Here is a 14,656-nt window from a genome sequence, read left to right as displayed (position 1 = left end):
AGGGATGTGTTCATGATTATTATTGGAAAAAAGAAATTGATCGGTGCAATATTTTTTTCATTTGCACTTATATTAGCAACTGCAATTTGGGGATATAAAGTCGGAATGCAGAGTTCTCTTAAAAGTGATTCGGAGCTCGTGCTGTTTTTCGGATTTATCGGAGCAGGGTTGGAACTTTGCCTATTAATTGCAATGTCTGTCTATGCAAAGAGAAAAGAAAACGACTTTTTAATGGTTGCAAAAGCTATTCAGCTGAACGGCGTATTGTCGGATTCTCGTGCAAAAAAATTGGGCAACTTAGGCGTTACGCTGCAAGAGTCTCTTAACGATGCATATCAAATTACCGCACAAAAAAGCTTAAAGATTGCCGGGTTAAACGGTCTTGTTGATGAACTTTTGTTGATAATCGACCGTCCGCTTTTGGTGGTAAGTCTGACCGGCAGTATCCTTAATTTTTCTGCTAAAGCGCAGGAGAAAACGGGATGTAAACAAGGAGATGCGCTTTCCGATATTGCGCCTGGTATTAGCATCAAGGAAGCGATTCAGAATGCTGCGCATACTCGTACCGCTGTACAGCAAGATACGCATATCGTATGTATGCCGGTGTTCTCGGTTACCGGTACCTTGTCATTCTTTTTGGTTGATCTATCCGAGCAGCCGATTGTGAGCAAGGTAATGGAAAACGTCAAGCATTTAATACAAAAAACGGATACCGAAAAAAACAGAAAAAGCCGTTTTTAAAATTCTTCCAAAAAGGGCGTGAGTAACTGAGGGAAAACGCATCAGACACTTTGTTGATAGCCTCGCAGAATAAGTAAGGTTGTTCAACCAGAACTGCCAAGGATGGCAGTGGTTCCATACAGTAGCGATGTTTTGTCTATAGGCAAAACTCGCCTTCAACTGATGTACACGGATGTACAACAGTTGAAGATGGTTCAAATGGTCTCGCAACCTCACTTATTCTGCGATTTTTATATGCTGGTCTGATGCGTTTCCCCCTTCTTCTTAGATAAAGTGTGCAAAATTTTGGATAAAATTTTGCACAAAAGGAATACAACCGCTTAGAATATTTAAACACGGTTGTCCTCGGGAACAATATATGAAGTATTTGGATTCTATAAACGAAAAAAAGAAAAAACGGCGATTGGACTTATGAGCGGGACGTCTGTTGACGGTATCGATGCGGTGCTGCTGACTATTACCGGCTGCGGTATCGATACTCGCATTGCGGAGCGTGCTTTTCTAACCGTGCCTTATCCGCAAGAAGTACGGGAGCGGCTGTTGACGCTTGCTTCCGGTTCTTTCGGCGGCAGCGAAGAATTAAGCGCGATGAATGTTTATCTTGGAGAGCTGTCAGCAGATGCATGCTTTGCCGTATGCAAAAAGGCGAAAGTCGATATCAGTACGGTTGATTTTATCGGTTCGCATGGACATACGGTCTTTCATGCACCGAATGAACGGTGCTACTTCGGTAAGAATATTAAAAGCACACTGCAAATCGGCGAAGCGGCGGTTATTGCGGAAAGAACCGGATGCGTTACCGTTGCCGATTTCCGCGTTCGGGATGTCGCGGCGGGCGGGTCTGGGGCGCCGCTTGTTCCGTTTACCGAATATCTATTATACCGGGAACCAGGTACGGTAATCGGCTTGCAGAATATCGGCGGTATCGGCAATATCACGCTTTTGCCTGCCGATGCCGATATGAACGGCATTATCGCCTTTGATACCGGCCCGGGCAATATGCTGATAGACGGTTTGATGCGGCTTATTACCGGCGGTACGCAAAATTATGACGAAGACGGCAAATGTGCCGCAGCCGGTGCCGTCGATTCAACCTTATTCGATTTTCTTAAAACAGATCCTTATTTGCAATTAAAACCGCCTAAGACCACCGGCAGAGAACATTATTCCGAAGCGTTTACACAAGCGTTGTATGACAAAGGTACATCATTGCAGTTGCCGCCGGAAACAATTGTAAGAACGGCAACCTATTACACTGCGTATTCAATTGCGTATTCGCTTAACACATTCGGATTGCCGATGCCGCAAAAGCTGATAGTCGGCGGAGGCGGCTGCAGAAATCCCGTCATCTTAGATCATCTGCGGCAGCTGCTGCCTGAATGTTCCGTGCTGACCAATGAGGATATCGGTAAAAACAGCGATTCCAAAGAAGCGTGTGCCTTCGCCATACTCGCAAACGAAGCGCTCTGCGGTAATCCGAATAACGTCCCGTCTGCGACAGGGGCAAGGAAGTTTGTCGTGATGGGAAAGATCAGTATATAAAAGGGACGGTAAAGCTTTAAAAGGCGAAAACAATTAAGGCAAAAAGCTGTGAGAGGAGATATGTGGGGTATGCTATTTTTTTTATTGCTCATGTATATTTATATTCCGTTTTTAGTTTTGAAAAATGAAAAGAGTACGTTATATTTCAGAATAATTGTGATCGTATCAAATATAAGCCTAATCTTTTTATCATTATCCTCTTTTTATCTATTGAGGAGTCTCAGTTTTATCGGAGCTATTATATACGCGTGTGTATGTATATTAAGTATCATTTTAAATATTTTATTTGTGATCACAAAAACGATAAAAACAAAAGCAATAAAACAATTGTTTTTTTTAACGCCGATTATGTGTTCTCTTTTATTCGGTTTTTTGATTGAGAAAAATCAGCTATCTGAAAAAATTGCCTTAAAAATAGAATTCAAAAGATACAAAAATGAACTTGATAGTTATATCACAAACAATGTAGAAAATAAAAATATCCGGGTATTTAATAATTATGTCGGAATTATATGGAATCCGGGATTTTTAGATACATACAGCGTTATCATTTATGATAAACATAATAATTTAGATATGTTGTATCATTCATCTGCAGATACATATATGGATAAAAAGATGTACAGTGAATTTCAAAAAGCATTCAGATATGAAAGAATTGTCGATGTGATAAAGATTGAAGATCATTACTTTAGATGTAATATACATGAATAACAGTTATGTGATTCTATATTTTCAAAAGCTGATAAATCGCTTGCACTTTTTTTGCGAATATACTAGGATACGCAAACTTGGGGTGCCGGAACAATGGACAGGATCCTCTAAGAACCTCATCGGCTTTTTAGAGGTTCCCAATCGAAGCTATTCGTTCCGTGCTGAGAGCATACCCGAACAAGGCATCCGTACGGATGCCTTACACCTGATCCGGATAATGCCGGCGGAGGGAATAATGAAGTTACGTCTTTATTTCTTTTTGTTTATCGTATGTTCAATCATACTGCCTTCAACCGCTTTTGCAGGCGGAAAACAAGATACTGCGGAAAAAATCGTTGTAGTCTATACCTATGACTCTTTTGCTTCTGAATGGGGACCGGGCGCCGAAATTGCCAAACGCTTCAAAGAGCAAACGGGCTACACCGTCAATTATGTGATCTGCGAGGATTCTGGTTCCGTCCTATCGAAAGCGATGGCCGAAAAAAAGAATCCGCGTGCCGATGTGCTGCTCGGTATCAATGCGTTTCTTGTCGATAAGACGCGCAGTGCAGGCGTTCTGGAACCGTATACCTCTCCGAATTTGGATAAAGTTGTTCCGCAACACGTTATAATGACTGATGATCAACTACTCACCCCGTATGATTGGGGCTATTTTGCGGTTATGTATGACACTCAATCAAAGGTGCCTGCTCCTCAGTCGCTGGAAGATTTAACAAAACCAGAATATGCAAAATCCTTGGTTATCATGGATCCCCGCACGAGCGCTCCCGGCTTAGGTTTTGCCGCATGGACAAAGGCTGTTTACGGGAACGATTATCTTTCGTACTGGAAAAGACTGATGCCTTCCATCCTGACGATGAGCCATTCGTGGAGTGCCGGATACGGGCTGTTTACGGCGGGGGAGGCTCCGCTTGCAGTCAGCTATACCACCAGTATGGCTTATCACATCCGGTATGATAAAACCGATCGGTATCAGGCATTGACGTTTGCCGAGGGGAATATGATTGCGCTTGAGGGAATGGGCGTCGTTAAAAATGCGCCTCATAGAGCAGCGGCTCACGCTTTTATCGATTTTATGCTGACCGAAAAAGCGCAGGAAGTGTTGCCCGAAACGCAGTGGATGTATCCGGCAAATACCGCGGTGCAGCTTCCCGAATCATTTAAAACCGTCCCGATACCGAAAAAATCGCTGACGATTTCCGGGACCGAGGCGGAAACGGCGGTAGACGCTATTATTTCAGTATTGGAAAAATAACCGTATTTTCGTATTTTTATCGCAGAATTGTATGGTTTCAATTAATCGATACGCTGCGAAGCGGACACTACTGCAAAATGCTTTTGTAGTAGGCGGCGGGGTGTTATTCGGTGCGGTACTGATTGCTTTTTTCGTACCGCTCGGAGCTGCCGTTTTTCCGGCTTTCGGCGGGGGCGCTTCTGCAGCGGCCTTTCGGCCTTTATGGAAGGCTGCCCGCTTTACCGTGATGCAAGCGTTTCTCTCTGCGGCAGGGGCAAGCGGTATCGGCCTCTGTGCGGCGTTTTTTTGCGCCCGCCGGAGGTTCTTCGGACGAAAGTTGTTGCTCTCTCTTTCGGCGATACCCTTGAGCGTGCCGCCGGTGGTTATCGCGCTCGCGTTTATCCTCTTTTTCGGAAAAAACGGTTTACTGAACAAACTGCTTGCGGCGCTTTCGGCAGGACAGCTTTCAATCGGTACCTTCCTTTATTCGACGGGCGGCATTGTGCTTGTACACACCTTTTATAATTTCCCCATCACGATGCGTACCGTATCCGCCGCATGGGAACAACTCCCTGAGGAAACCGAACAAGCCGCTCTTTTGCTCGGAGCCTCGCCGCTGCGCATTTTTAGAACGGTTATCTTTCCAGCATTAAAGGCGCCGCTGTGTGCTTCGTTCGTTATTATCTTTTTATATTGTTTTTTCAGCTTTGTGATTATTCTGTTGCTGGGCGGTCTCGGCGTAACAACGCTGGAGGTTGAGTTGTATCAAACCATCCGCAGAGATATACACGCGAGTACTGCGGCGCATATTGCGCTGGTGGAAACCGGTATCGCAGCGGCTGCAGTAGGGCTGTACGCTTATTTAAGGAGCAGAACACCCGATCATGCTGAAAACACCCAATACGCCCGCAGCCGGTTGAACATCGGCGGCGCAGCGGAACAGATCTTTTTTGCCGTGCTTATCTGTGTTATCTGTTTTTGTTTACTGTTTCCGCTCGGTTCTCTAGTGTGGTACTCCCTGTCGAGTCCTAAGGCGCCGCTCACGATAACCGTTGATGCATGGCGGCAGCTTTTACAGCGGCCTCACTTTTGGAGCGCGGTACGGCACACCATGCAGACGGGGATCGGTACTGCCGTACTTTCTGTAACGGCTGCGCTTTTTTTCGCGTATGCAGCGTTTCAATCGAATCGGAAGTGGTATAAAAGCCTACCGCTCATTCCTTTTGCAGTTTCTTCTATTGTATTGGGAGCGGGGTGGTTGAAGCTTGATACCATGCCGTCGCTGCTGTTGCTGGTTATTGTGCAAAGTTCGCTTGCGTGGCCCTTTGCGTGGATGCAAATAGAGACCGGCCTCGCAAAAATTCCCCGTTCGGTACTCGACGCCGCCCGTCTTTTGTCCTCTACCCGCACGGATGCATTTTTTCGGGTATTTCTACCGTTATGCAAAACCGGTATTATATCTGCGCTGTGCTGTGTGTTTGCAATCAGTGCGGGAGACGCATCGCTGCCGCTTCTGCTGCACATTCCGAACTTTGAAAACCTCGCGCTGATGCTGTTCCGTTTTGCCGGTTCGTACCGGTTCACCGAAAGCGCCGGTATCGCGGTGATTCTTGCCGTGCTGACGGGCTCGCTCTTTTATATTCAGGACACGGTGAGGGAGCGCGGACAAATGCATTAGACGTTTTGTCATGTCCGCCACGGATGGCGGTGACACTAATCAGCAGCAAGTTTTTCGTTAGAAAAACTTGTTATGAACACTGTACAAGGAAGTACAGTGTTCATATTGTCCCGCAAAATAAAGAGGCCGTTCAACCAGAGTTGAACCTCTTCGCGGTTCAAATGGTCTCACGGCCTCTTTATTTTGCGATTTATATCAACCTGTCTGATGCGTTTGTCCTTCTGTGGAAAAAAGCGTTCAAAATTTTATTTAAAATTTTGAACGTAAGGAAGACAACCGCTTGGAAAGATTAAAGTGCGGTTGCCCTGTGTATCAAAAGTGCGTATGGTAGGGAGCGTATATGAAAGATGATTCGATGGGTTTTCCGATAAATAGAGCAAATGATGAAAGTGAGGCATTTCTCCGGCTTGTCTGTTTGACGAAGCGGATGCCGACAAAGACTATCAGTCTTTCCTGTTCGGTGGAAAAGGCAGGGACGCTTGCGCTGCTCGGTTCGTCGGGTTGCGGTAAGTCAACCGTGCTTAAAATGATCGCAGGTTTATTGCCCGCCGATTCGGGAAACGTCTTTTTAAACGGACACGATATTACCGATGAGCCGGTCAAAAACCGCAGCGTTGGTATGGTCTTTCAGGACTATGCGTTATTCCCTCATTTAAGCGTCGAGGACAATATCGGGTACGGCCTCGTTTCGCAAGGGATATCCAAAAGGGAAAGCAGGCGGGCTGCTGCGGAATGGCTTGAACGTTTCGGGCTGACCGGTATGGAAAAAAGACGGATTGAAGGGCTTTCCGGCGGGGAGCGGCAGCGCGTCGCCCTTGCGCGGACGCTTGCGGTAAACCCGCTCGTGGTTTTGTTTGACGAACCGCTTTCCGCCCTCGACGCTCCGCTGCGGCTTAAACTCCGCGAAGAGCTCAAAAAGCACCAAGCCGAAATGCGGTACACGGCAATCTACGTTACCCATGACCGCGATGAAGCCGAGTACCTCGCCGACAACATCATCGAAATGCCTTCCTCCTGATCGAAATTTCGAAGGCATAAGGTGAGCGTCTAAAATGACGCCGCTCACCTTAACCGCGAGTTTGCCATTCGGCAAATATCGCAGATTATATGTGCGCATTCGCGCACGAATGCAACAGCTTCAAAAGTTCACACTTTGTTCATCTGTTGCATTTTAAAGAAATAAAATTTCGATCAGATTATTTTTGAGATAAGGGCAAACGCATCAGACAAATAGATAAAAATCGCAGAATCACGAGGCTGTGAGACCATTTGAGACGCAAAGCGGCGAAACTCTGGTTGAACAGCCTCGTGATTCTGCGGGGATATCCAAAAAGCATCTGATGCGTTTGCCCTGTGACTGGAGGTGTAGATGTCGCTTAATTGCGCTGAAATCGATAAGATACTGGAAGAGCTCGATTTGGAAGGCTCATACATACAAAAGGTGGTACAGTCATCCTATTCAGTGATGGTGCTGCACCTCTATAAGACCCGCCCGATGAGTTTAGTCATCTGTCTTGAACCGGGGGCATGCCGCTTGCATGAAACTACGCGGAAGATTCCTAAGTTCGACAAGCCGCTCCGTTTTATGGAGCTGCTCCGTTCCCGTCTCCGCGGCGCCAAGATTACCGAGGCTGTCCAGCTGAACAACGATCGCATTGTCAGGCTTTCGTTGGAGACCGCTTCAGATACGCTCTACCTCTATATTCGGTTGTGGAGCGGAGCGGCGAATATGCTGCTTGTCGATAACGGCATTATCGTCGATGCCTTTTACCGTCGCCCTTCCCGTCATGAAGTGAGCGGAGAGCCGTGGCAGCCTCTACCGGGAGAATCCGAAGCCGCTGCGGCGCAGACTTTTGGAAATGAGCCGAGTGCTGCGGCAGGCAGCGAATCAAAAGCCGTTGCAGAAAGCGCATCCGCTGCTGTATCTTCCGCATCGAATGCAAAAAACACGTCTGCTGTCGTATCTTCTCCTGCCGCTGACAAACCGGTAAAAACCTACACCATCCGCAGCTATGATGCGTCCAAGACCTTTAACGAAGCGATTGACGAATGGTACGCGCGGCAGGCGCCTGTGCTTTCGCTCGAAGCCTTACGTGCGGAAGCGGAGCGTTTTTACGGCCTTAAAATAGAGAAGATTTTCCGTGCGCTGGAAAAACTCGAAGCGAAAAAGCATTCGTTTTTGCAGGCTGATACGCTGAAACATCAAGGCGATTTATTGCTGGCAAATCTCTACCGGATTCCGCAAGACTCCTCTTCTGTCGAGCTTGAAGATTATGCGGCGGACAACCGGATTATCCGCATCGCTCTCGACCCGAGAAAAACCGCGCAGGAAAATGCCGCCGGATACTATGCGCGGTATAAAAAAGCGGTTTCGGGGCTTGAGGCGCTCACCGATGACATCGAAGCCTCCAAGCAGACGCTCGCCGCGCTTAACGAAGAACTTGCAAAGCTGCGGGGTGAAGAAAATCCTTACCTTATCGAAAAGGTGCTGCACAAGCGGAAGATACCCGTGCAGCGGAAACAGGCGGCTCAAGAAAAAGAGCGGCCGGGACTTACGTTCTACCATGACGGATGGATTCTGTATGTCGGCAGGACAGCCGCCGAAAACGATGAGCTGCTGCGGCATCACGTGCGGGGCAAGGATATATGGCTCCATGTGCGGGACTATTCCGGCGGCTATGTCTTTATCAAAAACAGAAACGGAAAGACCGTTCCGCTGCCGGTGCTGATTGCCGCAGGGAACCTCGCCGTATTTTATTCAAAGGCGCGCCGGAACGGGCAAGCCGATCTCTACTACACTGCAGTGAAGGATTTGCGGAGGGCGAAGAACGCACCGAAAGGAACCGTGCTCCCGTCAAACGAAAAAAATCTTTCCGTTAAACTTGATCCGGCGGTTCTGAAACAGCTTGAACAGTCACGGGGAGAAGCACTTAGCTGATGGGTAATGGGTGATAATTCTTAATTATGGATTAAAAATGAGAAAGTGCGGGAGTGAAGAGCCTGTAATGCGTCCGTTTTCCGCTGCTTCCTAAACCACGTTTTTTTCCAGAGCTGTTTCCGTTGCCGCTTTCTTCGTTCGGCGGGAGAGAGCCATGCGAGCGGATGTTCCATATACACAACCGCTTTTTTGCAAAACGCGGGGCTGAACCGGTATGCTACTGCTGAGATAAGCGCAATTACTAAGAAAAGCGCGGGTAGCCAGTCCTTCCATTGTGCATAAAAAGTCCGGCGGTACGGATAGATCGGTACGGAAACGCTCAGAGAATCTGCGGTAAAGAGCGGAAGGCTTGCGGTAATATTTCCGACAGGATCGACAACGCAGGTATAGCCGCCGTTGGTAGAGCGGACAAGCGGCGTTCGCAGTTCAATTGCACGGAAATAGGCGACGGCAAAATGCTGATATTCCGCGCTCGCCGTTTTTGACCATGAATCATTGGTCAGGTTAATTAAGATATTGCTTTTCTGATTGTGCAAATCGGCACAGAGTGTCGGAAAGGCATCCTCAAAACAGATGGGCGCAGCGAACCGGACATAATTTCTGTTTTGCGCGGTAAACGTCATCGCTTTATATTCCGTTCCCGGCGCCCATCCCGATGAAAAACCGACTAGTGAGTCAAAAAAACGCTGCACAAACGGATGGTCAATAAAGGGAATATATTCCGCAAAGCAGATCAGCTGTATCTTTGAATAAGTGTCGAGCACCGTTCCGTCAGGCGCAATAAGATAGACGGAATTCGAGTATTTTCCGCGTTCGGCATCCAGTAACAGCGGAGAACCCGTTAAAATCGGAATATCCATCCGCTGCAAAAAATCGGTGAAGGACTCTTTAAAGGGAAGCCGCCTATAATAATCTTGAAATTGGTCGTAGCCGTATGCAAGACTGCTTTCGTTCCATACGATAAGATCCGGTTTAACCGGTGATTCGGTAATTGCCTTTTCGGTGAGTTCTTGGGTGTTATGCAGATTGTCAAAAAACGAATCGAGGCCGGAAACCCACGGGTCGGTATTTTGCTGCACCAATACAAGGGTGAGGTTCTGTTGCGGTGTTCTTTTTTGGTACATACGGAAAAGTCCGTATCCGTTAATCAGCAGCAACAGCACGGCGGTAAAGATTAGCGGGCGGAGCAGCGGTCTCCCGTGCGGCTTTGAAAAACCGGCGGTTAAACCTGCTGCCGCCCGGATTGTTTCCGCAAGAAGCGCGGAAATCAATGCAACAAGAAAGGTGATTCCCCATACGCCGGTAATATCGGCTATTTGAATGAGCGGGCGCAGCGATAGCGTGGTCATCGAAAGGCCGCCCCACGGATAGGCGACAAAGCCGCTTCCCTTAAACCATTCCCAGAGTGTCCATAAGCAGGCAAAGGCGAACGGGCGCAGTCCTAGCGGTAGTTTCATTGCATAATAGAACCAATGTCCGAAAAGGAAGCCGAGGAACACATAAGCGGCGGTGGAAGCGCCGAGGGTAAAAATGGCAAAGTTTTCAAAATACGCCAACCAAAAACTGGAGAACAGGTGGACAAGGGCTATCAGAGCGCCGAACATCCACGCAATACGTCTTCGTGCCGGGCTGATGCAAAATGCGGCATATAACGGTATCAGTGCAATGATACCGAACAGTGCAGACCCAAAATGCAGGTATTCATTCGGTATCCCGAGTGAAAGCAGCACCGCAGAGCATAAAACCGCTAAAAAAGATGAAATAACCGACATAATTTTGAGGTAATTTAATCATTTTTCTTGAATTGTTTCAATATAAGGGATATTATAGAAAGTATGCAGAAGATTCTACCGTTTCATGTAGACGAATATGGAGACGAGCCGGAAATAACCGTTGCGGTTCCTGGACGCTTTCACCTTTTAGGTGAGCATACATGGTTTGCACAGGGCAATACGCTTTCGATGGCAATTGATCATTATCTGTATCTTTGTGTTTCAAAACGAAAAGATTCTAATTATCGATTCCTTTCTCTGTCGCTTAAAGAGCGGAAAAAAGTTGCGGCTGCCAACCTTCGGTATCGTAAAGAGGATCGTTGGGCAAATTCGATAAAAGCTGTTATTCTTTCTTTTATGGATCAAGGGATTGAGATGACAGGGCTCAATTTTACCATCCTTTCCGAAATACCGGCGGATGCAGGGCTCGGTACGCCGAATGCGCTCAAGGTTGCAACGGCGATGGCATTACGGAAGGTATTTGCACCGCGGCTTACGAAGGCTGACCTTGTCGATATTTTGGAAAATGCAAATGTGCAGCACCTGAAAACCTATCCTCACCGCGCGGATATTCTGTGCGCATTATATGCAAAGGCGGGACACTGCATACGGACGAATCATCGGCGGAAGACAGCCGATATTTATCCCTTTCCCATCAGTAACTACCGGATCATTTTGACGGATTCGCGGGTGCCCCGTCTGTTGGCGCGTGAGGAGCTGAACCATAGAATTCAGGAATGCATGGAAGCCTACGAGCGGGTAAAAAAGATGCCGGATATTCCTCAGGATTTCAGTAAGCTTGCCGAAAGTGATCTTGAAGAGCTTGCCATTCCCGAATCGGTACGCCGGCGGGTTCTGTATATTATCCGTGAATCCATCAGTGTCGATGACGCTATCGGCGCTTTAAAGAAAAACGATTGGGTAGTGTTTTCGCGCATCGTAACGCGCTCTCAAGAAAACTTGCGCGACCGCTTTGAAATTTCCTGTCCCGAATTGGATTGGCTGGTTAAACGGGCGATGGAATTTGTTGCGCCCGATATGAACGATATTGTCTGTTCGCGCTTGACGGGACGGGGATTCGGCGGATGTACGTACAGTATTTTAAGAGCGGATGATATCCAAACCTATATTGAAAAACTGGGCGACTATGAACGTATTTTCGGATTTAAGCCTTTGTACTATAAAGTTAAGCCTTCCGGCGGAGTACGCATACTATGAGGGAGACACTAAATGGATACGATTCTTAAAGAAGGGGTACAGTTGTATCGAGAAAGTCGGTATGAGGAAGCGCTCGCCGCATTTTTAAAGATATCTTCTAAAGATACTGAACTCAATTTTGACTTGGCGTATTATATCGGTCTCTGTTATGCGAGCCTTTTACAATATGATAATGCGCTTGTCTATTTGGAGCAGATTATCACTGCGGGAACCGATATTGCCCGTGTATATCAATGCCGGCTTATTTTAGCCTTTATTTATACAAAAACAGGCCGTGTCCGTTTGGCGGAATTTGAGCTTTCAAAACTTTTGGATGCAGGATACGATTCTCCGCAGGTACATACCTCGATGGCGTATTTGGCGTATGAGCAAGAGAAAGTCGATAAGTCGTTGAGCCTTTATGAAAAAGCGTTGGAGCTTGATCCGGATAATTCGACAGCGCTCAATGGACTTGGCTATATTCTTGCCGATACTGAAAAAGATTTAACCCGGGCTTTAATCCTGTGCAAAAAGGCGCTCGATGCACAGCCCGATAATCCCGCTTATTTGGATTCGCTGGCGTGGACATATTATAAGATGGGCTTTGATACCGAAGCCCGATCATATATCCAACGAGCGGATGCACAGCTTCCCGATAATAAAATAATTAAGCGCCATTTGCAGCGTATTATGAATGGATAACCTCTAAAAAAAGGATAAGTATCATGCGTATAAAGAGACTATTGCAAACAGCCGGTTTAATGCTGCTTTTATTGTGCGGCGGTATGGCGCTGACTGCGCAAACAAACAGTCTGCAGCCTCGTTTAAGCTCCGCCGACAGAGACCACGGATTTGAAGAATTCCGCCGCGGCGTGCAGGCGTATTATCGCGGAACTTTTAACGAAGCGATTCTGCTGTTTGAAAAAGCCCTCACGCATATCCCCGGCGATCCGCTCATCTTGGATTGGCTTGGGCAGGCTTATTACCGCTCCGGTATTGAGGGCGCTGCGCTTGAGCAGTGGTCGGCGGCTTCCGCTTCCGGATACGGCGGACAGCTTTTGAAAAACAAAATAGAGGTTGTTAAAGAACGACGCAGTTCTCAGCCCGATTTTGCGGAATCGGTACGCTATGTAGAGACCGCCGTATTTGAATCAAAGCACGGAACGGAAGTCTTTTTTAGACAGCCGCTTTCGGTTGCGGCAATGGGAGACGGCAGTTTCTGGGTAGTCGCCTACGGTTCCAACGAATTGGTACACTTCGATATTAATGGCATTGTGCTTGACCGGACGAGCGGCCCTTTGCAGGGCTTCGACCGTCCTTTTGATATTTTACCGCTTAAAAACGGGAACCTGCTCATTTCCGAATTTGCCGCCGATCGGCTTTCGCTGCTTACCAAAGACGGAAAATTCATTAAGTCGTTCGGAACCAGAGGAAGGGGCGACGGGCAGTGTATCGGCCCTCAGTTTTTAGCGCACGATTCTTATGGAAATATTTTTGTAACGGATTTCGGTAACGCCCGCGTTGTGGTGTTTTCTCCGGACGGAGAAGGGCTTTTTACGTTCGGGCAGCGCAGCGGCATATTCCCGGGCTTTACCGCTCCGGCAGGTATCGCAATCCTAGACGATTTGGTCTACGTTGCGGATTCGGTAAAAGGCTCTATCTATGTGTTTGATACGGCGGGAAACTATATCAGAACTCTGCTGCCGGACGGAAGTGTTGTACAGGCGGAGTCGATGCGGGTATGGAAAAACAATCTGCTGGTGTCCTGTGCCAATAAGGTGTACTTGGTCGATATCGGCTTAGCGAGTTTGTATACCGTTGCAAGTTTAGGAAATGCACCTGCCCGTGTAACCGCGGCGATTCCCGATGCCAACGGCAGCCTTTTGTTAGCCGATTATAAAAACGGAAATATTCAAGTCTTTTCTCATATCAACGAACTGGCGGGCGGTTTGTTTGTCCGCTTCGACCGCGTCTATGCCGATAAGTTCCCGACAGTTACCGTCGATGTCCGCGTAGAAAACCGGATGGGGCAGCCGCTGGTCGGTTTAACGGCGAATAATTTTTTCTTGACCGAATCGAACCGGCAAGTCAATGATTTTACTTTAAAAGGCGCCGCCTACCTCAATACCGGCTGCGATATTGCTGTTGTAATTGAGCGATCTCCTCAGTCGGAAAAGGAATTTGAGCTGGTTAAGACGGTGGTAAAAGAGCTTGCCGAGTCAATGCAAGGGAAAGGAAAAGTTTCCGTTGTGTCGGCATCTCAGCTTCCGGTATTGGAAGGGAAGTTTTCTCCCGAAGCGCTCTTATCGCAGCCGCTTAAATTAAAGGCGGCATGGTCTCCGGTATGGAACTGCGATCTTGCATTGCGGCTTGCGAGCGGGGAGCTTATTAATGCGGCTCCGAAGCGGGCTATCGTGTTCTTGTCGTTTGAAGATATCGGTTCCGACAGCTTTAAGCAGTACAGCTTAAACGATCTTGCCGCATATATGACCAACAACGGTATCCGTTTTTATGCGGTTAATCTAAAGCCGCGGACATTACCGGCAGAATTGGCATATCTTTGTACAAAAACGGGCGGAACGAGTACGTATATCTATGCCGAACAGGGACTGTCTCCGATTATTGAAGATTTAATCGCCAAACCCATAGGTTCGTATCAGTTGAGCTATACCTCGACATTGCCCACCGACTTCGGCCGCGCCTATTTACCGGTTGAAGTTGAAGTACGGCTTTTAACCCGTTCGGGCAGAGATGAAACCGGCTATTTCGCTCCGTTGGAATAAAACCGGCCGTTCCGCGAATACACGGCGTATTGTTCGGTTTTGCAGAATGATACGCCG

At 47.6% G+C, this 14,656-nt stretch carries 11 protein-coding genes; 10 read left to right on the top strand and 1 reads right to left on the bottom strand.

All coding sequences use genetic code 11. The features are described 5' to 3' along the window. The first annotated feature begins 12 nt into the window (after window positions 1-12). From QI63_RS00855 to QI63_RS00820, 7 genes are all read left to right on the top strand, one after another. Entirely contained in the window at window positions 13-741 is a 729-nt protein-coding gene (locus QI63_RS00855) for a hypothetical protein (RefSeq protein WP_044013028.1), read from the top strand. Window positions 742-1,152: 411 nt separating this feature from the next. After that, window positions 1,153-2,283: an anhydro-N-acetylmuramic acid kinase gene (locus tag QI63_RS00850; RefSeq protein ID WP_081984452.1), complete on the top strand. Its 1,131-nt coding sequence runs from the start codon at window positions 1,153-1,155 to the stop codon at window positions 2,281-2,283. Window positions 2,284-2,571: 288 nt separating this feature from the next. Further along, window positions 2,572-2,997, top strand: coding sequence for a hypothetical protein (locus tag QI63_RS00845; RefSeq protein ID WP_235619733.1), 426 nt, complete (start codon window positions 2,572-2,574; stop codon window positions 2,995-2,997). Between the two features lie 235 nt (window positions 2,998-3,232). Then, window positions 3,233-4,252, top strand: coding sequence for a thiamine ABC transporter substrate-binding protein (locus QI63_RS00840; RefSeq protein WP_044016868.1), 1,020 nt, complete (start codon window positions 3,233-3,235; stop codon window positions 4,250-4,252). Between the two features lie 31 nt (window positions 4,253-4,283). After that, window positions 4,284-5,909 (top strand): ABC transporter permease, encoded by a 1,626-nt coding sequence (locus tag QI63_RS00835; protein WP_044013026.1) that lies wholly within the window; start codon window positions 4,284-4,286, stop codon window positions 5,907-5,909. Window positions 5,910-6,249: 340 nt separating this feature from the next. Continuing rightward, window positions 6,250-6,927: an ABC transporter ATP-binding protein gene (locus QI63_RS00825; protein ID WP_081984370.1), complete on the top strand. Its 678-nt coding sequence runs from the start codon at window positions 6,250-6,252 to the stop codon at window positions 6,925-6,927. 351 nt (window positions 6,928-7,278) lie between these two features. Then, complete coding sequence (locus tag QI63_RS00820) at window positions 7,279-8,847, top strand: NFACT RNA binding domain-containing protein (protein ID WP_044013020.1); 1,569 nt, start codon at window positions 7,279-7,281, stop codon at window positions 8,845-8,847. A 20-nt stretch (window positions 8,848-8,867) separates the two neighbouring features. Here QI63_RS00820 and lnt read toward each other — a convergent pair whose 3' ends face one another. Further along, window positions 8,868-10,619: an apolipoprotein N-acyltransferase gene (gene lnt / locus QI63_RS00815; RefSeq protein ID WP_052185438.1), complete on the bottom strand. Its 1,752-nt coding sequence runs from the start codon at window positions 10,617-10,619 to the stop codon at window positions 8,868-8,870. Between the two features lie 63 nt (window positions 10,620-10,682). Between lnt and QI63_RS00810 the strand changes: the two genes are divergently transcribed. The 3 genes from QI63_RS00810 to QI63_RS00800 are packed head-to-tail and all read left to right on the top strand — an operon-like array spanning window position 10,683 to window position 14,599. Beyond that, entirely contained in the window at window positions 10,683-11,837 is a 1,155-nt protein-coding gene (locus QI63_RS00810; RefSeq protein ID WP_044013018.1) for a galactokinase, read from the top strand. 12 nt (window positions 11,838-11,849) lie between these two features. Beyond that, window positions 11,850-12,518 (top strand): tetratricopeptide repeat protein, encoded by a 669-nt coding sequence (locus QI63_RS00805; protein WP_044013016.1) that lies wholly within the window; start codon window positions 11,850-11,852, stop codon window positions 12,516-12,518. A gap of 23 nt (window positions 12,519-12,541) precedes the next feature. Next, window positions 12,542-14,599 carry a hypothetical protein gene (locus QI63_RS00800; protein WP_044013014.1) on the top strand — a complete coding sequence of 686 codons (2,058 nt, stop codon included), beginning with the start codon at window positions 12,542-12,544 and terminating at the stop codon, window positions 14,597-14,599. Window positions 14,600-14,656 lie beyond the last annotated feature (57 nt).

Origin of the sequence: Treponema sp. OMZ 838, from assembly GCF_000775995.1 — a bacterium.
Taxonomy (GTDB): Bacteria; Spirochaetota; Spirochaetia; order Treponematales; family Treponemataceae; genus Treponema.
Note: the sequence above shows the minus strand (reverse complement) of the source record. Positions and strands in the feature narration are given on the sequence as shown.

Coding starts and splice junctions, on each gene's coding strand:
- QI63_RS00855 (WP_044013028.1), top strand. CDS start 13: ATGATTATTATTGGAAAAAAGAAATTGATCGGTGCAATATTTTTTTCA.
- QI63_RS00850 (WP_081984452.1), top strand. CDS start 1,153: ATGAGCGGGACGTCTGTTGACGGTATCGATGCGGTGCTGCTGACTATT.
- QI63_RS00840 (WP_044016868.1), top strand. CDS start 3,233: ATGAAGTTACGTCTTTATTTCTTTTTGTTTATCGTATGTTCAATCATA.
- QI63_RS00835 (WP_044013026.1), top strand. CDS start 4,284: ATGGTTTCAATTAATCGATACGCTGCGAAGCGGACACTACTGCAAAAT.
- QI63_RS00825 (WP_081984370.1), top strand. CDS start 6,250: ATGAAAGATGATTCGATGGGTTTTCCGATAAATAGAGCAAATGATGAA.
- QI63_RS00820 (WP_044013020.1), top strand. CDS start 7,279: ATGTCGCTTAATTGCGCTGAAATCGATAAGATACTGGAAGAGCTCGAT.
- lnt (WP_052185438.1), bottom strand. CDS start 10,619: ATGTCGGTTATTTCATCTTTTTTAGCGGTTTTATGCTCTGCGGTGCTG.
- QI63_RS00810 (WP_044013018.1), top strand. CDS start 10,683: ATGCAGAAGATTCTACCGTTTCATGTAGACGAATATGGAGACGAGCCG.
- QI63_RS00805 (WP_044013016.1), top strand. CDS start 11,850: ATGGATACGATTCTTAAAGAAGGGGTACAGTTGTATCGAGAAAGTCGG.
- QI63_RS00800 (WP_044013014.1), top strand. CDS start 12,542: ATGCGTATAAAGAGACTATTGCAAACAGCCGGTTTAATGCTGCTTTTA.